14 protein-coding genes are annotated in these 18378 nt (G+C 67.6%); 3 read left to right on the forward strand and 11 right to left on the reverse strand.

Translation table 11 applies throughout. From position 1 onward, the window contains the following. Positions 1-117 precede the first annotated feature (117 nt). The 5 genes from IPK27_15095 to IPK27_15115 all read right to left on the reverse strand — a co-directional run bounded on the left by IPK27_15095 (position 118) and on the right by IPK27_15115 (position 8603). The gene (locus tag IPK27_15095; protein MBK8068888.1) at positions 118-498 is read right to left on the reverse strand and encodes a hypothetical protein; all 381 of its coding nucleotides are present in this window, start codon (positions 496-498) and stop codon (positions 118-120) included. Then, positions 495-3017: a serine/threonine protein kinase gene (locus IPK27_15100; protein ID MBK8068889.1), complete on the reverse strand. Its 2523-nt coding sequence runs from the start codon at positions 3015-3017 to the stop codon at positions 495-497. The genes IPK27_15095 and IPK27_15100 overlap by 4 nt, the downstream gene beginning before the upstream one ends. A gap of 222 nt (positions 3018-3239) precedes the next feature. Continuing rightward, positions 3240-5324, reverse strand: a complete 2085-nt coding sequence (locus IPK27_15105; protein MBK8068890.1) for a hypothetical protein — start codon at positions 5322-5324, stop codon at positions 3240-3242. A 39-nt stretch (positions 5325-5363) separates the two neighbouring features. Then, the gene (locus IPK27_15110; protein MBK8068891.1) at positions 5364-6539 is read right to left on the reverse strand and encodes a response regulator; all 1176 of its coding nucleotides are present in this window, start codon (positions 6537-6539) and stop codon (positions 5364-5366) included. 99 nt (positions 6540-6638) lie between these two features. Then, the gene (locus IPK27_15115) at positions 6639-8603 is read right to left on the reverse strand and encodes a SpoIIE family protein phosphatase (GenBank protein ID MBK8068892.1); all 1965 of its coding nucleotides are present in this window, start codon (positions 8601-8603) and stop codon (positions 6639-6641) included. 1343 nt (positions 8604-9946) lie between these two features. Between IPK27_15115 and IPK27_15120 the strand changes: the two genes are divergently transcribed. Beyond that, entirely contained in the window at positions 9947-10159 is a 213-nt protein-coding gene (locus IPK27_15120) for a hypothetical protein (protein MBK8068893.1), read from the forward strand. Then, positions 10156-10605 carry an FKBP-type peptidyl-prolyl cis-trans isomerase gene (locus tag IPK27_15125; protein MBK8068894.1) on the forward strand — a complete coding sequence of 150 codons (450 nt, stop codon included), beginning with the start codon at positions 10156-10158 and terminating at the stop codon, positions 10603-10605. Before IPK27_15120 ends, IPK27_15125 begins: the two co-directional genes overlap by 4 nt. A 6-nt stretch (positions 10606-10611) precedes the next feature. Here the strand turns inward: IPK27_15125 and IPK27_15130 are convergent, their stop codons facing one another. The 5 genes from IPK27_15130 to IPK27_15150 all read right to left on the reverse strand — a co-directional run bounded on the left by IPK27_15130 (position 10612) and on the right by IPK27_15150 (position 16629). Continuing rightward, positions 10612-11640, reverse strand: coding sequence for an RNA methyltransferase (locus IPK27_15130; protein ID MBK8068895.1), 1029 nt, complete (start codon positions 11638-11640; stop codon positions 10612-10614). Between the two features lie 12 nt (positions 11641-11652). Beyond that, positions 11653-11847: a hypothetical protein gene (locus IPK27_15135; protein ID MBK8068896.1), complete on the reverse strand. Its 195-nt coding sequence runs from the start codon at positions 11845-11847 to the stop codon at positions 11653-11655. Further along, the gene (locus IPK27_15140) at positions 11840-13144 is read right to left on the reverse strand and encodes a sulfotransferase (protein ID MBK8068897.1); all 1305 of its coding nucleotides are present in this window, start codon (positions 13142-13144) and stop codon (positions 11840-11842) included. Before IPK27_15140 ends, IPK27_15135 begins: the two co-directional genes overlap by 8 nt. 145 nt (positions 13145-13289) lie before the next feature. Continuing rightward, positions 13290-14063 (reverse strand): hypothetical protein, encoded by a 774-nt coding sequence (locus IPK27_15145; GenBank protein MBK8068898.1) that lies wholly within the window; start codon positions 14061-14063, stop codon positions 13290-13292. Positions 14064-14085: 22 nt separating this feature from the next. Next, entirely contained in the window at positions 14086-16629 is a 2544-nt protein-coding gene (locus IPK27_15150; GenBank protein ID MBK8068899.1) for a serine/threonine protein kinase, read from the reverse strand. 267 nt (positions 16630-16896) lie between these two features. Here IPK27_15150 and IPK27_15155 point away from each other — a divergent pair, with 267 nt between their 5' ends. Further along, positions 16897-17472 (forward strand): sigma-70 family RNA polymerase sigma factor, encoded by a 576-nt coding sequence (locus IPK27_15155; GenBank protein ID MBK8068900.1) that lies wholly within the window; start codon positions 16897-16899, stop codon positions 17470-17472. An 81-nt stretch (positions 17473-17553) separates the two neighbouring features. On the opposite strand, the gene IPK27_15160 is transcribed toward IPK27_15155, so the two are convergent. After that, positions 17554-18279 carry a hypothetical protein gene (locus tag IPK27_15160; GenBank protein ID MBK8068901.1) on the reverse strand — a complete coding sequence of 242 codons (726 nt, stop codon included), beginning with the start codon at positions 18277-18279 and terminating at the stop codon, positions 17554-17556. Between the last annotated feature and the right edge of the window lie 99 nt (positions 18280-18378).

Raw genomic sequence — 18378 nt, forward strand, 5'->3', positions numbered from 1 at the left:
CTTTCGATCGAAATACGACAAGGGCGCCGGAAGGCGCCCTTGCCTTTTTCGACAAGCGGGAAGGCACCGGCAACGAGCGTGCGACATGCACTGGCCGGGCCCGTCCCCAGGCGACGATCAGAGCGGCTCTTCGCAGTCGATTTCCGGATCGAAGGACCACATTTTCCCGCTGACGCCCCTCTTTGTTCCCTTGAACGTCAAGTAAAAGACATAGGCACCCCACACCGGATTGGGCTGGCCAATATTTGGTGTGCAAAAGACTTCGATATGCGTGGCGTCGCTCAGCTGCGCGCGCAGGAATTCGTTCTTCCACCACGGCTCATCGACGCAGAACGACATCCCGACCCACTCCAGACCGAGCCCGGTCTCGTCCACCAGCTCATAAACAACCACTCCGTTTCCACTCAGTGAAACCGGCGTGTCGCCAGAGATGATCAAATCCGAAGTTTTTGGATCCTGACTGACGGTGATCGTGACCTGCTTGCTGTCCAGACTCATGCTGCCTCCAGTTCTTTGATTTTCAAGCGCAACCTCTCACGCACATCGTCGAGACGACGACGCCATTCCAGGGCTTCCGTTTCGCTGCCGGTGGCCTTGGCCAGGATCCACCGCAACTGAATGACATGAAGCGACTGTTCTTCCTTGTCCTTGACGGCATCCAGCCGGCCTTCAAGCAAGGGCCAGACCGCGGCATTTTCTCCCGGGGCGACATCCTCGCCAACGTCCGCGAGCGCGATCTGCAGCCTTATCGAATTCAGCTCACTCGCTTCGAGGACCAACAGTGGTGGTGCGCATGCCCGCCATGATTGCACCCGCTCGGCCGACCCAGCGCGCGCAACCATGGCAAGGCAACGAAGCAATTCCAGTTCACGGCGCTCATCCTGGGATACCGCATCTACGGCCACTGCCTGCATCGCGGTATCCGCGGATTGCGCGCTACCAGCCCGTAGCGCTGGCGGCGCCGAACCCAGACGGGCCAAGGCGAATCCCACCCGAGCAAGCATCGCGTGACGCCGAGGCTGGGAAGGGTCTGCCTGCACATCCTCAAGGGACAGTTCCAAGGCAGGTTGCAGATACTCGACCGCCCGATCATCGTCTCCGAGTTGCTGGGCGTAGTCTGCCAGCATGTAGCGGTAGTTGATTTCGCGCTGTCGCAGTCGTCCGTTGGTGGGATCTGCCTTGCTCAGTGCGGCAACGATCGCCAGCGCATCCGATGCGCCCTTCCATGCTTCCGCCAGTTCACCCTTGGCTGCACGCACGTTTGCGATCCAAGCCAGCGAATTTGCCAAATCGCCCATCGCCGGGTCGTTCGGACCTTGGATCATGGAGCGCTTGATTTCCGCAGACCTGAGAAAGAACTCCAGTGCCGCGTTCAGTCGCCCTTGTTCGCGCGCAAGCGTTCCGAGATTGTTGAGAGCGGAGGCTCGTTCCACCAGACCGCGGGGATCGCCTCCGGCCTCGGCCGAAAAGCGTTCCGCGCTCCTCAAGTATTCGAGCCAAAACTGCTCGGCAGTCTCGAGCTGCCGGCGCCGGTAGCTGATCGACCCGCGCCAGAAGGCGATCGTTCCATGCTCGAACCAGAGTTCGGCTGGAGCCTTGGGTTGCCCGCGAAATCGATCCAGCAATGCCGCCCCCGTGGCCAAAGTGCGTTCAGCCATGTCGAATTGTTGCCGGGTTACCTGAACCTCGCCGAGTGTGCGCAGGGCGCGGGCCCGCCGGATGGCGCTGTCCAGATTGCCGACGCCATCGCGATCTCCCAGGTAGCTCATTGCTTCCTGGCCAATGCTGTCGAGCAGATCCAGACGGCCGATCGGCCTCAGTTTGTCGGCGAAGTCGCCGAGCATGAACTGGATCAGCTTTTCCGCGTCGTCGCGGCGCTGCTCGGCGAGCGCGCGGGCGCGCTGGGCCTCGCGCATGCCGGTCCAGGCGAGAACGCTGCCGCCGAGAATGGCCGCCAGCACCAGCGTCGTGGCGACGCTGGCGATGCGGTTGCGCCGGACCAGGCAGCGGAAGGCGTACAGGCGCCCGCCGCCCATCGCCAGCACGGGGCGGCGGGACAGCCAGCGGGCCAGGTCGTCGGCCATTGCCGCTGCGGACTCGTAGCGCGCTTCGCGATCCACGCTCATCGCCTTCGCGGCGATCGCCAGCAGCTCCCGCGGAGCCGCCTTCAGGCGCGGGCGCAGCGCGTCGGCCGCGACGCTGCGCTCGAAGGCGTTCCGGCCGAGTTCCAGGCACACGGCCCCGTGCACGGCGGTGACGTCGATCGACTCGCGGTCGGTCGGCGGGCCGCCGGCGCGGCACAGCGCCTCGCCGAGCATGACGCCGAGCGCGTAGAGATCGCAGCGCGCGTCGATGCCGCCGGCGCCCGGCTGCTTCTGCTCCGGCGACATGTAGGCTGGCGTGCCGACCACCCGGTCGACCCGGAACGGAGTGGCCACGCCGGGCAGTGCGCGCACCGCGATGCCGAAGTCGATGATCTTGGCTGCCGGCTCGCCGTCCGCCATCTGCACCAGCACGTTGAGCGGCTTGAGATCGCGATGGATCAGGCCGCGCTGATGGGCGTGCTGCACGGCCGCGCAGATCTGCACAAACAGCGCCGCCAGCGCGCGCGGATCCAGCGGGTGCTGCAGTTGGAACTCGTCCAGCGGCACCCCGGGCACATACTCCATCGCGAAGAACAGCGCGCCATCCGGCAAGCGGCCGGCGTCGTAGATCTGCGCAATGCCACGATGCGACAACTGCGCCAGCGCCTGGCGCTCGATCTCGAACCAGGTCTCCGCCCAGGCGTCGCGCCTTTCGCCGGACATGACCTTGATCGCAACCTCGCGTTGCAAGGGCTGCAACTGTTCGGCCAGCCAGACCACCCCCATGCCGCCCTCGCCCAGACGGCGCTTCAGGCAATACGGACCGATCTGCTGACCGGGTGCCCATTCCTTGCTGTGGCTGAGCTGCGGCCAGTCCTCCGCCAAAGTCTGCGGCCGTGCGAGCGCGCTGGTGATGTCGTTGGCGATCGCCATCGGCGGGCAGGGGCGGCGTGGAAGACGTCGCAGTCTGCAGCCGTGGGTCGGGGGCTGCAATGGGAGAGAAGAAGCGGCGGCTGGGGATTGGGGATTGGGGCGTGTGCGCGGCGTACTCTACAGCCGGGTGTTTTGGCGCATGCGCTCAACAGCGTCTCGCGCGGAACCTCCCCGGACACGCCCCAATCCCCAGCCCCCAATCCCGCTTCTTCTTCCCGCGCCTCAACCCAACGGCAACCGCAAACTGAAGGTCGTCCCCACGCCCGGGGTGGAGGCCACCTCGATGCTGCCCTTGTGGTCGCGCACGATGCCGAACACGATGGACAGACCCAGGCCAGTGCCGGAGCCCACGTCCTTGGTGGTGAAGAAGGGCTCGAAGACGCGCTGGCGGGTGGCCTCGTCCATGCCGGGGCCGTTGTCGATCACGTCGATGCGGACCTGGTTGCCTTCCTGGACGGAGCGGATGCGGATCAGGCCCTCGCGGCCGTCGGTGCAATCGCCGATCGCCTGGCAGGCATTGACGATCAGGTTCATGTACACCTGCCCGAGCTTGGCCGCGTGGCATTCGACACGCGGGTTGTAGTCGAGGTCCAGCTCGAAGCGGATGTCGCCGAAGCGCGTGCGCACCAGGTTGACGGTCGAGGTGATCGGCTCGGCCACCGGCACGCTCTTGCGCTCGGCCTCGTCCAGGCGCGAGAACTGGCGCAGATCGAGCACGATGGTCTTGATCCGGCTGTGTCCCTCATGCGCCAGCGCAGTCATTTCCTCGAAGCCGCGGAAATGCTTGTCGAAGGCTTCGAGGACTTCGGCATCGGCGTCCTCGCCGGCCAGTTCCTTGAGGAATTCGCGGAACTCGGCGTGGCGCTGGTCCAGTTGCTGCACGGCCACGTCGGCGAAGTTGGTCGGGTTGTTGATCTCGTGCGCCACGCCGGCCGTCAGCGTGCCCAGCGAAGCCATCTTTTCCGACAGCACCAGTTGCTGCTGCGCCTCGACCAGCTGGGTGTGCGCCTGCTCCAACTGGTCGTGGGTGGACTTGAGTTCGGTGTTTGCGCGACTGAGTTCCGCCGTGCGCTGGGTCACGCGCGCTTCCAGTTGCTCGTTCGCCTCGCGCACCACGCGCTCGTTCTCGTTGCGCAGCGCGGCGTAGCGGTAGCTGAGCGCGATGGCGAGCAGGATCATCTCCAGGCCAGAACCGATCTGCCCGCCGTAGTAGGTGAGCAGGTTGCGCGGGAGGAAGCCCATCGCGTAGAGCGGATAGCTGATCGCACCCGCGAGCAGCGCAACCCAGGCCAGCAGGGCATAACGCGCCGGCTTGTAGCCGCCGCGCAGAACCTTGATGTTGACCCACAGCAGCCACAGCGAACTCGGCAGCGCCAGCGCGGTGATCACGCGATAGGAGATCTGGCTGGGCAACCAGAAAAAGGACAGCATGAGCACGACCAGCGCGCCGATGATCACCACCGATATGCGGTCACCCCAATGCCAGCGGCGGCCGAGATCGAGGAAGCTGCGGTTGAACTGGTTGGCGAAGATATGCGCCAGCGCCGCGCTGACGGCTGGCGCGCGTTCCTGCCACCAGAGCGCATCCGGCCACAGGTACTGGAAGCCCAGGCCATACAGGCTGAGCACCGCCATGCCGGCGCCGATCAGGCTGCACGCATACCAGACGTAGCCGAAATCGCGCAGCCCGTATCCCAGGATCAGGTTGAACAGCAGCATCGCCACCAGGCAGCCGTAGTAGAGCCCGGCCACGACCTGGTCTTCGGCGGCATCGGCGAAGGCAGTGGGCGAGTACAGCAGCAGCGGCATCTGGATCGAGCTGCCGCTCTGCACCCGGATCAGCAGGTCGACCGGCTCGTCACGCGGCAGGTCGAGCCAGACATTCGGATAACGATAGGACAGCGCGCGCGCCGAGAACGGCAGGTGGTCACCGGCCACCTGGTGCTCGATGCGACCGTCGGCGTGGCGCAAGTGGATGTCGATCCGGTCCAGCAGCGGCGACTCCACCAGCAACAGCCAGCGCGTGGTCTCGATGTCGAGGTTGACCATGCGCACCGCGAACCAGTGCGCGCCTGGCTTGAACCCAAAATTCGCGCGACCGCCCGTCAGAGGGGCAAAATCCTTGCCTGCGATCCGTGCGAACGCTGCCGCGGCATCCGCAGTCCCCTCTGGCTCATGCCAGTAGACCAGCTCCGGCGTCAGCATGCGGCCGGATTCGCTCTCGATCACCTCGATCGTCGGCAGTGCCTGTGCCGGACCCGCCAACAGCGACAGCGCAAGCAGCAAGCCCGCGAACCACGCCGTCAACGCGCGTGCAAGCCCGCTGGCAGAGCTTGAGAACGACACCTAGGACTCGCCCACTGCGCGCAGCACGCCGGCGTCGACCAGCGGCTGCGGATCGCTGCTGACGGCGCGCGCGAAACCGTCCGGCAATGCGCCCGCGGGAGACAGCGACACGACGCTGCCGGGGCCGGCGCGACGGGCCAGGCGGAGCGCACCGCCGGCGACCGCGTAGGCCAGTTCCCAGCCCGCGAGCGCCGGTTGGCCTTCGACGAAGGGCAGGCCGGCGACACCGATGGAACAGCTGATGCGCAAGGGCTCACCGGTCCCGATGTCGATTCCGCCAGCGCCGATCGCGTTCGCCAGCCCGCGGGCAAAGCTGCGCGCCAGCGCATCGTCCACCGCGGGCAGGTGCAGCAGGAAGGTCGCGCCGTCCAGGCGCACCAGCACCGCGCCCTGCGGGGCGCGCTCGCGCAGCACGGCAGCCACGCCGCGCAACACGGCATTGCCAGCCGCCTCGCCATGGCGATCGTTGATCCCGGCGAAGTCGTCCACCTGGAGCACCAGGAAGGCGCTGCGGGCGGTGTCCTGCGGATCCGCGCCGGCCTGGCGCGCACTGATCTCGCGCCCATCGAGGGCATTGATCAGGAAGCGCCGGTTGCCCAGGCCGGTCAGCTCGTCCACCAGCCCGGCGCGCGCGATCTCGGCATGCGCCCGGCGCAGCGCCTCGATGTTGCGTTCCAGCTTGCGCAGGCTCTCGCCCGCCTTCGATTCCAGGTCCTGGATCTGCCCCTGGATGCGCTTGCGCTCCTCCGAGGCCTCGATGGCGCGGTCCACTTCCAGCCGCAGCTGATTCTGGTCGTAAGGCTTGACCACGAATTTGTAGATGCCGGCGCGATTGATCGCATCGACGATCGCGCCGACGTCGACAAAGCCGGTGATGATGATGCGGATGGTCGCCGGCAGGCTCTCGCGCAAGTGCGAGAACAACTCGACGCCGGTCATGCGCGGCATCCGCTGGTCGCTCAGGATCACGCTCGGGACCTGCTCCGGCGGCAGCGACTGCAGCAGTTCCAGCGCGGCCTGGCCGTCGCGCGCCTCGAGGATGTTGAAGGCACTGCCGAGCACGCCGCGCAGCGCCTTGAGGTTGCCTTCCTCGTCGTCGACGATCAGGACCGTGTGCTTCGGCCCATCGCTGGCTGCCTTCGCCTCGACCTGGGCGAGCCGTTCGCGCTTGAACATGCCCATCGATGCCGTCCGCCGTGCCGGGAGTTGTCGCGATCATATCCGTCTGCGTGGGGCACGGTGCACGCTCCACGCTCGCGACCTTTTGCAACGGGATCAATCCGCCGGCACGCGCATCGCCATCACCGTGATGTCGTCGCTCTGGGCCGCGCCGCGCGCGAAGCTGCGCACGCTGTCGACACAGGCATCGATCAGACCCGCCATCGGCAGGGCGCAGTTGGCCAGCAGGCAATCGCGCATGCGGGCATCGCCGTATTCCTGGTTCTCCGGGTCCATCGCCTCGCTGACGCCATCGGTGAACAGGAACAGCACATCGCCCGGCTGCAACTGTTCCTGCAAGTTGCCGAATTCCGCGCCTTCGTCGGCGCCGAGCGGCACCGACATGCCGCCGCCGATCTCCTGCGCCGCGCCTTCGCGCAGCAGCAGCGGATTGTTGTGCCCCGCATTGCTGTAGGTCAGCTCGCCGGTGTGCACGTCGAACATGGCCACGAAGGCGGTGACGAACATCGCCTGGTCGTTGTCCTTGGCCAGCTCCTCGTTGGCCTTGCGCAGCGCCTCGGCGGGGTTCTGCAAGGCATCCAGGTGGGCGCGGATCAGGGTCATCGCCTTGGCCATCAGCAGCGCCGCCGGGATGCCCTTGCCCGACACATCCGCGATCACCAGGCCGAGCAGGTTGAAGTCGATCCAGATGAAGTCGTAGAAATCGCCGCCGACCACCTTGGCCGGCAGCAGGCGCGCGTGCAGCTCCACCCCGGAAACGGCCGGATCCGGGAAGCGCTGCGGCAGCATGCCGAGCTGGATCGACTGGGCGAAGCGCAGCGCATCGTCCACCTTGCGGCTCTCGCTGGCGGTCTGGTTCAGGCGCTCGCGCTCCAGCGCCACCTGCACCTGGGCCGCCAGCGCGGTCAGCATCAGCTCGTCGTTGTGGTCGAAGGGCTGGTTGTCGCGCGGATTCAACGCCTGCAGCACGCCGAGGACGTTCTTCTTGGAATCGAGGATCGGCACCGCGAGGATCGCCCGCGTGTGGAAGCCGGACTGGCGGTCGAAGGCATCGTCGAAATCCGGATCCTGGCGCGGGTCTTTGACATTGGCCATCTGCCCGGTGCGCACCACCCGCCCGGCCACGCCGCGGCTGTCGGGGATCACGAATTCCTGCCCCGCCCCGGCGCCTTCGGTGACCCGCCCGACCAACTGGCGCTTGCCCTTGTCGTAAAGGAACAGGCTGGAGCGCTCGGCGCGCATCACCGAGGTGGCGCTGGACACGATCTGCGGCAGCAGATTGTCGAGGCCGACGTTCGACCCCAGCACCTTGGACACCTGCAGCAGCGCATTGACGTTATTGAGCTGCCGCCCCAGTTGCTCGACTGCGCCGCCGCGCTTGTACGACCAGTAGAGCGCCAGCCCGATCAGGATCGACAGCACGGTGCCCGCCGCATAGATCGCCCAGGTCGCCCGCTGCATCGCCTGCAGCCGCGCCTCGTACTGGGCCAGTCCCAGGTCCACACCGACCACCCCGGCGAACTGGCCCGCGCGGTTGTTGAACGGCGCATAGGCGGTGATGAAGGTGCCCCATTGATCGGTGTAGGGCTGGGAGATCAGCGACTTGCGCTCGCGCAGCGCCGTGCGCAGCGCTTCGGGGGCATCGTCGTAGGGCTGCATCACCTCCATGTCGTCGGGACCGTCGGGCGGCTCGGTGTCGAGGATCAGCCAGACCTTCCCGTCCTGTTCGATCGCGGTGTACGCGTAGGCGATCTCCGGGTCGATCGCCGGCAGTTGCAGCATGAAGCGGTTCTGCGCGAAGTACTCCGCGCTGTCCTTGCGCACGCCCTGGCGCAGGCGGTCGTGCACATCGCCGTCGATGCGCGCGGCGGTCAGCCGTGCGAGGCGCGCCAGGCTGCCCTGGATCTCGTCGATCAGGGCGACGCGCGCCTGGCCATGCAGGTACCAGGCGACGCCGCAGGTCATCAGCATCACCACCAGCGACAGCACGAAGCTGGTCAGGGTCGGCGGCACCCGCATCGGGCGCGCCTGCAACTCGACCGAATCCTCCGGCACGCTCATCGACGCTGCTCCCCTGTCCGCCGGCGGCTGACGGCGATGCGACGAAGATAAGGGAAAACCCCGGCCATGCGCGCATCGCACCTGGCTGGTGCATCTCCCGCCACCCGCGAGCGCATGAAATACGTGCGCGGACGCATCTCGCGCCCTCCGCGAGCGCGTCCATCGCCACCCACAAGGGCACCGTTTCCCATCCGGGCACGCATCCCTCGCCGCCCGCGGGTGCGTGAAATCGATCCGCCGATCCGTTCCGCGCCACCCGCGAGTGCATGCACTCCAGCCCGCGAACGCATTCCCAGCCACCCACGGGCGGGTGAAATCGATCCGCGAACGCATTCCGCGCCACCCGCGAGTGCATGCACTCAAGCCCGCGAACGCATCCCCAGCCACCCGCGGGCGTGTGAAATCGATCCGCGAACCCGTTCAGTGCCATCCGCGAATGCATGCACTCAAGCCCACGAACGCATCCCGCGCCACCCCCGCGCGGAGGAAAATCCGTGCGCGATCGCATCCCTCGCCACCCGCGAGCGCATGAGATCCGTCCGCGTAGGGATCGCCCGCCACCCGCGAGTGGATGGATTCCGTTCCCTGTGCCGAACGACGACCCTGTGATTGAGTAGCGCAAAGGACGCAAAGGGACGCAAAGGACGCAAAGACGGCAACTGCCGGGATCTCCGCGGCATCGCGTTTGTCTCCTCTTTTGCGCCTCCGCGCCCTTGCGCCCCAGACCAAACCCCCCCCACCCCCCCCGCCCCCCCGGCCCCCGGCGGCCCCCCGTGCGCCCCCTAGCCCCCGGCGCGGGAGCCCGCCCCGGGGCGGGGCCCCGCGCGGGGGCGGGGGTGGTGGCCGGGCGGGGGGCGGGCCGCCGCGCGCCCCCGCGGCCGGGGCCCGGCGCCCCCGGCCCGGGCCGGCCCCGCGGCGGGCCGCGACCACCGCCAGGGCAGACGGGGCCGGGGCCGGGCGGGGCCTGCCGCAGGTGCGGCTGGCCGAGGACGCGCATGGCGACCGGATCGTGCGGAACAGGCGGCGCTGGTCGCCAACCATGCCGCGCGCTCGGCCTGCCTCGGGCTGGCGCCGCATGCCCGGCTGCAGCCGGATGCCGCCGCCGGCGCGATCGACACGCAACTGGTGGTCACCGCGATCGAGCCCACCAGCGGCGCGGCGGCGGGCGCCTCGCTGGTCGACTACTTCGTGCCGGGACCGGCGCGCCCGCCAGTGGCCTGGGCGGCCTGGCGCTGAAGCCGTGTTGCGCTGATCCGCAGGCCAGCTGGCGCTGGTGAAGGGCGCGCGGCCGCAGTGACCGACAATGCGAGCTGTCCCCATCGGCGACGCCTGGCCGCGGCCGCTTGGACGCACGGCTGCTGCTCGACAACGATCCCGCCCGCGCAGGCCTGCAGCGCAAGCGCCAGGCGGACGCCGTGGTCAAGGCCAACCGCGCGCTGTGCGCGGAGCGCTACGGCAGCGTCAACCTCGCCGGCCGCGGCGCCTCGATCTTCTTGCCACTGGCACCCGAAGCGATCGATCCTGGGCCGCCAGCAATCAACCCGGAGACTCGATGAAGCAGTACCTGATCGCCGCAGCGCTCGCCGCCGCAATGCTGGCCGCCTGCAGCCCATCCACCCCGCCCGCCGCCCCCGCGCCCACGTCCGCCGCCATCCAGGAGAACCCGAACATGATCACCACCGCCAGCGGACTGCAGTACGAGGTGCTGACCGAAGGCACCGGGCCGAAGCCCAAGGCCAGCGACACCGTGACCGTGCACTACAAGGGCACGCTGACCAATGGCAAGGTCTTCGACAGTTCCTACGACCGCGGCGAACCGATCAGCTTCCCGCTGGATCGCGTGATCAAGGGCTGGACCGAGGGCCTGCAGCTGATGTCGGTCGGCTCGAAGTACCGCCTGACGATTCCGTCCCAGCTCGGCTACGGCGCCGCCGGTGCCGGCGGCGTGATTCCGCCGAATGCGACCCTGATCTTCGAAGTGGAACTGCTGAAGATCAACTGACACGAGTCAGCCGACGGCCGCCGGCTGCATCGCGCCGGCGCGCTCGGCCCGTGCGCGCAACTGGCCGCAGCCGCCGTCGACATCCTGCCCGGCCGACTGGCGCAGCTTGGTCAGGATGTGGCGTCGATGCAGATGGCGCGCCATCTCGCGCGCGCGTTCGAGCGAAGGCCGGCGGAACTCGAGGCCGTCGCCGGCATTGAACGGGATGAAGTTCATCACCGCGTACTTGCCGGACAACAGCCGCTCGATCCCGGCGAGTTCCTCGTCGCTGTCGTTGATGCCTTCGAGCAGGGTCCATTGGTACTGGATCGGGTAGCCGGTGGCGCGCGCGTAGCGTTCGCCGGCTTCCACCAGATCGGCCGGATCGATGCGCGGGGCGCGCGGCAACAGGCGTGCGCGCAGATCGGCCCGGGTGGTGTGCAGCGACAGCGCCAGCGCGGGCTTGACCGGGCCGCGCGGCAGGCGCTCGAACACCCGCGGATCGCCCACGGTGGAGAACACCAGGTTCTTGTGCCCGATGTCGCCCACCGTCCCGAGCAGCTCGATGGCGTCCATCACATTGTCGAGGTTGTGCGCCGGCTCGCCCATGCCCATGAAGACCACCCGGCGGACCGTGCGGTAGCGCCGCGCCAGCGCCACCTGGGCGACGATCTCGGCGCTCCCCACCTGGCGCTTGAGTCCCTCGCGCCCGGTCATGCAGAACACGCAGCCCACCGCGCAACCCACCTGGGTGGAAACGCACACACCGTCGCGCGGCAGCAGGACACTTTCGACCGTCTGCCCGCCGCCGATCCTGACCAGTAGCCGCATCGAGCGATCGGCGCTCGGGTGCTGCGAGACCTCGCGCGCCAGCTCGTCGAACTCGACGGCCAGACCGGGCAAGGCCGCGCGCAAGCTCGCCGGGAAGAACTTCTCGGGCTCGCCCTTGCAGCGGTCCAGCGGCCACCCGCGGACCCAGGCCTTGAGCACGGCCTGCTCGTGGATGGGCCTGGCCCCGAGGGCGGCCAGGCGCTGGCGGATGTCCGGGATCTGCACGGTGCGTGGCGCTCAGTTGAATGCGTCCGGCCCACCCATGGCGCGGACGAAGGGCGCGAGCTGCGATTCGTAATGCTTCCAGCGGCCAATGGATGTGTCGTAGATCGGGCGACTGACCTGATCGTAGGAGAGGGTCATCACGGTGCGCCCCGACTGCCAGAAGCTGGCGCAACGTTCGTCCCAGTCGAGCCCGGCGAGTTCAAGCATCCGGCGGGTCCAACCGTCCTGGTCGCGGACCAGGTCCGCGTAGGCAACATCCAGGAAACGCAGGTCCAATCACGCGCTTCCAGTGCGCCATCAGGCGCTCCCATTGGCGCCAGGCGAGCGCAATGTGCTCCAGCGTCGACAGGTACGGGTGCTTTTCCGCCTTGAAATTGCTCATCACGCAGGACACCGCAAGATCCCGCGGGTCCCGCCGCGGGACGATCACCACGGCATCCGGGAACAACATCGAGATCAGTCCGAGATGGACATGGTTCTCCAGGTTCTTGTTGACGTAGACCTCGGCAGGACCGAAACCGTGGCGCACTTGCGCCTGCTCGTAGTCGGCGCGCAGGGCATCCAGCTGCGGCTGCGAGAGCAGCTTGATGCATTCCGGATAGCCCAGGGTGGTGGACAAGATCGCCGGCAATCGCGCGGCCAGGATGTCGATCTCCTTGGCCTCGCCGACACCGGCGGCCCTGGGGTGCGCATCCAGGATCTGTTCGATCAGAGTGGTGCCCGAGCGCGGCATCCCGGCGATGAAGACATGGCGTGTACCGGTAGGACGCGCGCGTGGCCGGGTCGCAAGCGATTCGCGGTCGAATGTGCGGATGATCGAATCGATGCGTGCGACGAAGGCCGCAGGATCGAAGGGAACGGCGGCGGTGGCCTTGGCCTGCAGGGCGGTGCGGAACGCGCCATCGTAGTCCTGCATCCGGTCGAGCGCCTTGGCCTTGAGGAAAAGCAGGCGTGCCTTGACCGGGGCCGGCGCAGGCCGCAGCGGCGTGTACTGTGCAAGACCCTTGTCGACCAGTTTGCGCGCGGCCTTGGCATCGCCCTTGCGCAACAGGATCTGCGCCCAGACCTGGGCGGCGGAAGCGGTCGGCGCTGATGCGTTCATTGCCCGCGCGAGTATCGCCTCGGCCTGCTGCCAGTCTCCGGCGCGCTCCAGGGCGGAGGCTTTCAACACCAGCGCGGACAGGTCCCCGGCTCTGCGCGCCAGGGCCTGGTCGCACCAGTTCAGGGCCGCCGCGCTGTCGCCGCGCGCCTGGGCCACGCGTGCGCACAACAACAGCAGGCTGACGTCGCCTGCCCGCTCCGCCGCGGCCTGCTCGGCATAGGCCTTCGCTTCATCCCACAGACCCTGCATCAAGGTGATCTCGCCAAGCACGGCGAGCGCATCCGCCTGGCGCGGATCGGCGGCGACGATCTGCAGCGCCGTCAACTTGGCGCGCGCGTAGTCGCGCGCGGCCATTGACTGGTTCATCAGCTTGATCGCTTGCGGCAAGGACTGTGCGGTCATCGGGCCAGGTTCGGGTCCAAGTCGGTGGCAGGCGAGGACCCACGGGCCTCGTGGCGCGAAGACTTGCGCCCGCGGCGCGAGCGGTCAAGTGCGCGGCGAGGTTCCAGGCTTCCGCATGGGGCCTTGCGCGCCTCGCAGGCCCGGATCAATAGGGATCAAAGCGCGGCTTGACGAAGCGGATGCGCGTGGCATCGCTGCCATCGCAACTGGCATTGACGATGCCGTGGTCGAAGCGTGCCTCGCGGGCCCACGGCGCAAGCTCGACCCACCCCATGTGGATCGGCCGGTCAGGTACCGCAGTCGACAAGGTCCAGCTGACGTTCCGGCCGACCTGGGGATGTCGCCCGGTCGACCACGCGATGGTGATCGGCACGGCTTCCGCACCCGGCCCGCTTGCGGTCAACCCCATCGGAAACTCGAAACGTCCGACTTCCTGTTCGGCGCAGCCGAACTCGCACGCAAGATGGGTCACGACAAAGTCGGTGTACCAACTGTACGCCCGGTCGAAGTGGAAACTGACCCGCTCCCCGTGCCCAAAAACCACTTCGGCGAACTTCAATCTGCCGCCGACCGGAATCCCGTCGAAGCTGTTGATGTGCAAGGACTCGCGGAATACGCGATTGACGGGTGGATTTGGGTCGGACCAGAAGTCGACGATGTCATGCGCGTAGTGCGACAGCACGCCGACCGGGCAAGCGCCAGCGGCAGCCCGCATTTCCGTGATGCCGCACTTCCCATCGCTGCCACGTGGCGTCGGACCGTGGGCACTGCCGAGGCCGGGGTTGCCGACGTTGGCGACGGCAATCCCGGCATAGCTGGCAGGCGGGCAGACATCGACATCGCTGATGACGAAGGCGGCCGCTGCGGTCGCGCCCGGCAACAGGAGCGCGGCGGATGCGCCGGCGACACGAATGAGCATGGTGCAATTCTCCGGTGGGTGATCAGGGGTGGTTGATCTGATTGAACACGGCATCGGCTCGCTCACGCAGAGTCTGGCTCCTGGCTCCGTTCGCCTGCAGCACGGGCACGGCGGCGATGAGCAGTGCGCGCGCCTCGCCGGTTTCGCCGAGCTGTGCACGGGCTTCCGCCAGGTCAATCTGCAGCCATGAGCGTAGAAGCGATTCCGGCTTCTCCAGGGCGTATTGCTGCAGAATCGGCTCGATGAGGTGGACCAGATCGTGATGACGCTCCAGCTGGCGCAACGCACGCGCCTGAGTCAGTGCAAAGCGCACGCTGTCGTCATGGGTCTCGCCCCAGGTGCGACGGGCAACTTCCACCGCGTGGGTGATGTAGGGAATGGCCGCTTGCGCATCGCCCTCATCGAGGAAGCCGCTGGCCAGGCTGTATTCCAGTTTCGCCACTGCAAGGTTGTCCGGGCCGAGCTCATCGATCAGCAGGCCGCGCGATTGCAGGAACAGTTCCACCGCCGCCGGCCACTGATCGGTGTTGGCCAGCGCGACCGCTTTCTGCATCAGTGCGCCTGCATAGGCGACCGAACGGCTACCGTACTCTGCGTCCACGATCTGCAGTAGCTCTTCAGCCACCGGAAGGACGTCGTGCCCGCGGCCCGCGCGGGCCAGCAGGTAGGACAAGGTCCGCAGCGCGGTCGCGATCTCCACCGGAGGCTGATGGGTTGCGCGCATTCGGGCGATCACCCTTTCGGCCAGCTCCAGGGCGACAGCCGGCTCACCCGCGATAGCCATCGCCAGGGCACGCTGCAGCCGTGTGCGGTGGATCACCGGCGAGTCATCGGCAAGGCGTTCGGAGAGCATCCGGTCCGCGTCGGCCATGGTGCGCGCGGCTCCGGCGTAGTCGCCCCGCCGCTGCTGCAGCTTTGCACGGTAGTCATGCAGGGTGGCGATCGCGCTTGCGTCACGCTCCTCACGCAGCGCGGCATCGACACGTCGTCCGGCTTCGTCGTAGCGATCAGCGCCGAGCATGATCGCCGCGGCGATCCGGTTGGCCCGGGCGCGCTCGGCTAGCGACAGGATGGGGTCATCCGCGATGGCAAGGACATCGACGTCTGCCGCGGCAGAGGGCGTGCCACTGCCGAGTGCCGCCTCCGCGAGCGCCAGTCCGAGCAAATGGCGGGTATGCGCGTCGATGTCCCTGCGCGATCGCAGCCGGCGAGCCGCGCCGCCCAGCAGCGTGGCAACCCGCGTCTGACCGCCGGCGTATGCAGGATCCGCCGAACGAAAGGTCTCGACCAGGAACTGAGTGACCCCGCGGGCTTCGTCCCGTTGCTGGCGAACCTCGACGGATTGCCGGTACAGGGCTACGGTCGCAACTGACAGGAGCGCCACCATGGTCGCCGCCAGACTGGTGGAAACGGCGTTGCGACGCAGGAAGCGCGACCACAGATACCAACGGTGCGAACGCCGCAGGCTGATCGGCCGGTGCTGCAATACCGAGTGGATGTCGTCCGCCAGAGCAGCAACCGAGGCGTATCTGCGCTCCGGCTCCTTCCTGATTGCGTGCAGCACGATGCGATCGAGATCGCCGCGCAACCTGGTCGCCGGATAGGGAACGCCGGTCGCGGTCTCGCTCGGTGGCCGCGGCATCTGGTGAAGGATGCGTGCCCGCGCAGCCGCAGGCGAGACCCCGGTCAGCTCAAGCGCGGGCCGGTCGGCCAGCAGTTCGTACAACAGGGCGCCCAGCGCATAGATGTCGATGGACACGCCGTCACCCTCGCCTTCGATCTGTTCCGGCGCCGCGCAGGGCAGCGACAGATAGCGCGACTCGGGCGCAGTGTGACCGTCTGGCAGCGGCTGATCCGGATGCCGATGCAGCGACTTGGCGATCCCGAAGTCGAGGAGCTTCGGCTCGCCGCTCTTCTCCACCAGTACGTTGCCGGGCTTCAGGTCGCGGTGAACGACGAGCTGCCGGTGCGCGTAGTCCACGGCGCGGGCAATTTTCAGGAACAGGCGCAGACGGGCTGGCAGGTCCAGGCGGTGCGCGCGAGTGTAGTCAAGCAGCGGGGTGCCGGAAACGTACTCCATCGCGAACGCCGGCGTGCCATCGGCGGACTCGAATGCGTCGATGAAACGCGCGATACCAGGATGGTTCAGCCTGGCCAGTATGCGTCGCTCGCGATTGAATCGCTGCAGCAGGTCGCGTCCGGCCAGGACACCACGGACCGTCTTGATCGCCACGCGCTGGTCCACCCGGCCATCGACCCGGGCGCCCAGATACACCCGACCCATTCCGCCCACGCCAAGGACGCCCTCGACGCGATACGGGCCAAGGCGCGCACCAGGCGCAAGCTCGGGATCGCCCAGTTGCGCCAGGGCCTGAAGTGCCGCGGGCGGATCGGGAGCTGCCTGCGAATCCGCTGCGATCATCTCCTCGACCATCCGCCGCAGAATGACGTCCTCCGCGCAGGCTGCGGCGACCGCGCTGGCACGCGGTACCTCGGGCATGTCGATCACCCGGTCGAAGATCTCATGCGCCTGCTGCCAACGCCGGCCGTCCAGCGCTACCGCCATTGCGACACCGGCCCGAATGCTCGACGCTCGCGCTTGCCGTCGGCGACGCGCCATTGCCTGCCGGGCGCGGAGGCTCGTTGCGCGTGGTTACATTGCGAGTGCCAATCACTGCATGGAATCATCTGGGATCAAATGCCTGGCGCATGCCTGCTTGCAGACAAGCAACGCGCAACGCCGGGGAGGATTGGCTCAGGACATCCGCGCGAGGCACCGCGGGCGCTGTGATCGTTGCGCCGCCGCGCATGCAGCCCGGGGAACAGGGAGACCATGGATCCACCCATTACCGAACTGCTGAGTCGTTGGCGCGGCGGCGACAAGGTGGCGGAAGCCGCGCTTATCGAAGCGGTGTATCCGGTCCTGCGCGAACTCGCGCGGGCACAGTTGCGGCGCAATGGCAGCGCCACGCTGCGGGCGACGGAACTCGCAAACGCTTCCTACGAGCGCCTGCTGGGGCAACAGGCAGAATGGCGCAATCGCAGCCATTTCTTCGGAATCGCCGCAACGGTCATCCGGCGCGTGCTGATCGACAGTCTGCGCGAACGCGCTGCCGACAAGCGCGGCAGCGGCCAGGCGCCGCTGCCGCTGCACGATCTGCCGGAATCGGACCACCCGAGCGACAGCGGCGGAATCGACTGGATCGAACTCGACCAGGCGCTGACGGAACTTGCCCGGGTCCAGCCGGAGACCGCGCGGGTGGTCGAGTTGCGCCTCTTCGGCAGCCTCTCGATCGAGGAAACGGCAGAGGCCTGCGGCAGCTCCGTGGCGACCGTTGGCCGCCAGTGGCGTTTCGCGCGCGCGTGGATAGCCGCAACCCTCGGCATGCCCTGGCACGAGGCCCCCTAGTGTGGTGTTCCGTAATTAAGTTGACGAAATTTCCGATGCATCCAGGCGGCTGGCGCACGCGCCAGCCGCCGGCCAGCTACCTCAGCGACAAGTGTTGAAGGTGCCATCGCCCTGGCACACATACGCGGCCGTCGCGTCCCACCTCCCGCAACTGGCCAGGGCGTAGCCGAGCAGGCGCGAGAAGCTGAAGCTCGGCCACAGGGTGGAGACAGTGGCATCCACCGAGAGACCTGGCTGCCACGGGGACAATGACCCAGATGCGCCGTTGGACGCCGACTGACCGTAGGGCGAACTGCAACTCTCGCCGCCGCCGCTCATTGGCAGGCATGCCAGGGCTTCGGTGTACACGCTGCCCGAGTACGCCTTCTCGTTCGCCTGGTTGTGCGTCAGCACCGCAGTGGCACTGGCGCCGTGATACGCGAAGCCCGGATAACTGTCCGCGCTGACCTGGGCGGTGACGCCACCACCACACAAGGATACGATGCGGCCGTCGTGGTCCTTCTCACCGTTGCCAATCGCCTCCGCGACCTTTTCCGAGAAGCGCCGGGCTGCGGCGGGATCGACCGCCTGAAGGTTGCCTGCCACCATCGCGTTCAACTGGTCGACAGCGTCGCGGCCGAACGCAAACATGCGGACGTTGCCCCCTTTTTCGACGCGATAGAGGTGCGGCGCGATCGCGACGGCGTGGGCGCCCGCAAACTTCAGGAAGTGGGCCTCAGAGCGCTCCGACATGGCTCCGGGGGCGGCGTGGGCAAACTGGGCCAGCGCCAAGGACAGGGCCAACAGGGACTGCTTGTAGTGATGCATGGATGACTCCGATAGGTCGGGAATGTCCGACACTGAACTACGCGGCGCGGACCATCGGATTCGATCACGGGGTGATCATCCAGGACGCGAGGTTGGCGC

The organism is Rhodanobacteraceae bacterium (assembly GCA_016713135.1).
GTDB lineage: Bacteria > Pseudomonadota > Gammaproteobacteria > Xanthomonadales > SZUA-5 > JADKFD01.

Bases quoted from the DNA above. Each gene is read 5' to 3' on its own strand.
- IPK27_15110 (MBK8068891.1), bottom strand. From the start codon at position 6,539: ATGTTCAAGCGCGAACGGCTCGCCCAGGTCGAGGCGAAGGCAGCCAGC.
- IPK27_15160 (MBK8068901.1), bottom strand. From the start codon at position 18,279: ATGCATCACTACAAGCAGTCCCTGTTGGCCCTGTCCTTGGCGCTGGCC.
- IPK27_15150 (MBK8068899.1), bottom strand. From the start codon at position 16,629: ATGGCGGTAGCGCTGGACGGCCGGCGTTGGCAGCAGGCGCATGAGATC.
- IPK27_15095 (MBK8068888.1), bottom strand. From the start codon at position 498: ATGAGTCTGGACAGCAAGCAGGTCACGATCACCGTCAGTCAGGATCCA.
- IPK27_15155 (MBK8068900.1), top strand. From the start codon at position 16,897: ATGGATCCACCCATTACCGAACTGCTGAGTCGTTGGCGCGGCGGCGAC.
- IPK27_15140 (MBK8068897.1), bottom strand. From the start codon at position 13,144: ATGACCGCACAGTCCTTGCCGCAAGCGATCAAGCTGATGAACCAGTCA.
- IPK27_15125 (MBK8068894.1), top strand. From the start codon at position 10,156: ATGAAGCAGTACCTGATCGCCGCAGCGCTCGCCGCCGCAATGCTGGCC.
- IPK27_15100 (MBK8068889.1), bottom strand. From the start codon at position 3,017: ATGGCGATCGCCAACGACATCACCAGCGCGCTCGCACGGCCGCAGACT.
- IPK27_15145 (MBK8068898.1), bottom strand. From the start codon at position 14,063: ATGCTCATTCGTGTCGCCGGCGCATCCGCCGCGCTCCTGTTGCCGGGC.
- IPK27_15135 (MBK8068896.1), bottom strand. From the start codon at position 11,847: ATGCTTGAACTCGCCGGGCTCGACTGGGACGAACGTTGCGCCAGCTTC.
- IPK27_15115 (MBK8068892.1), bottom strand. From the start codon at position 8,603: ATGAGCGTGCCGGAGGATTCGGTCGAGTTGCAGGCGCGCCCGATGCGG.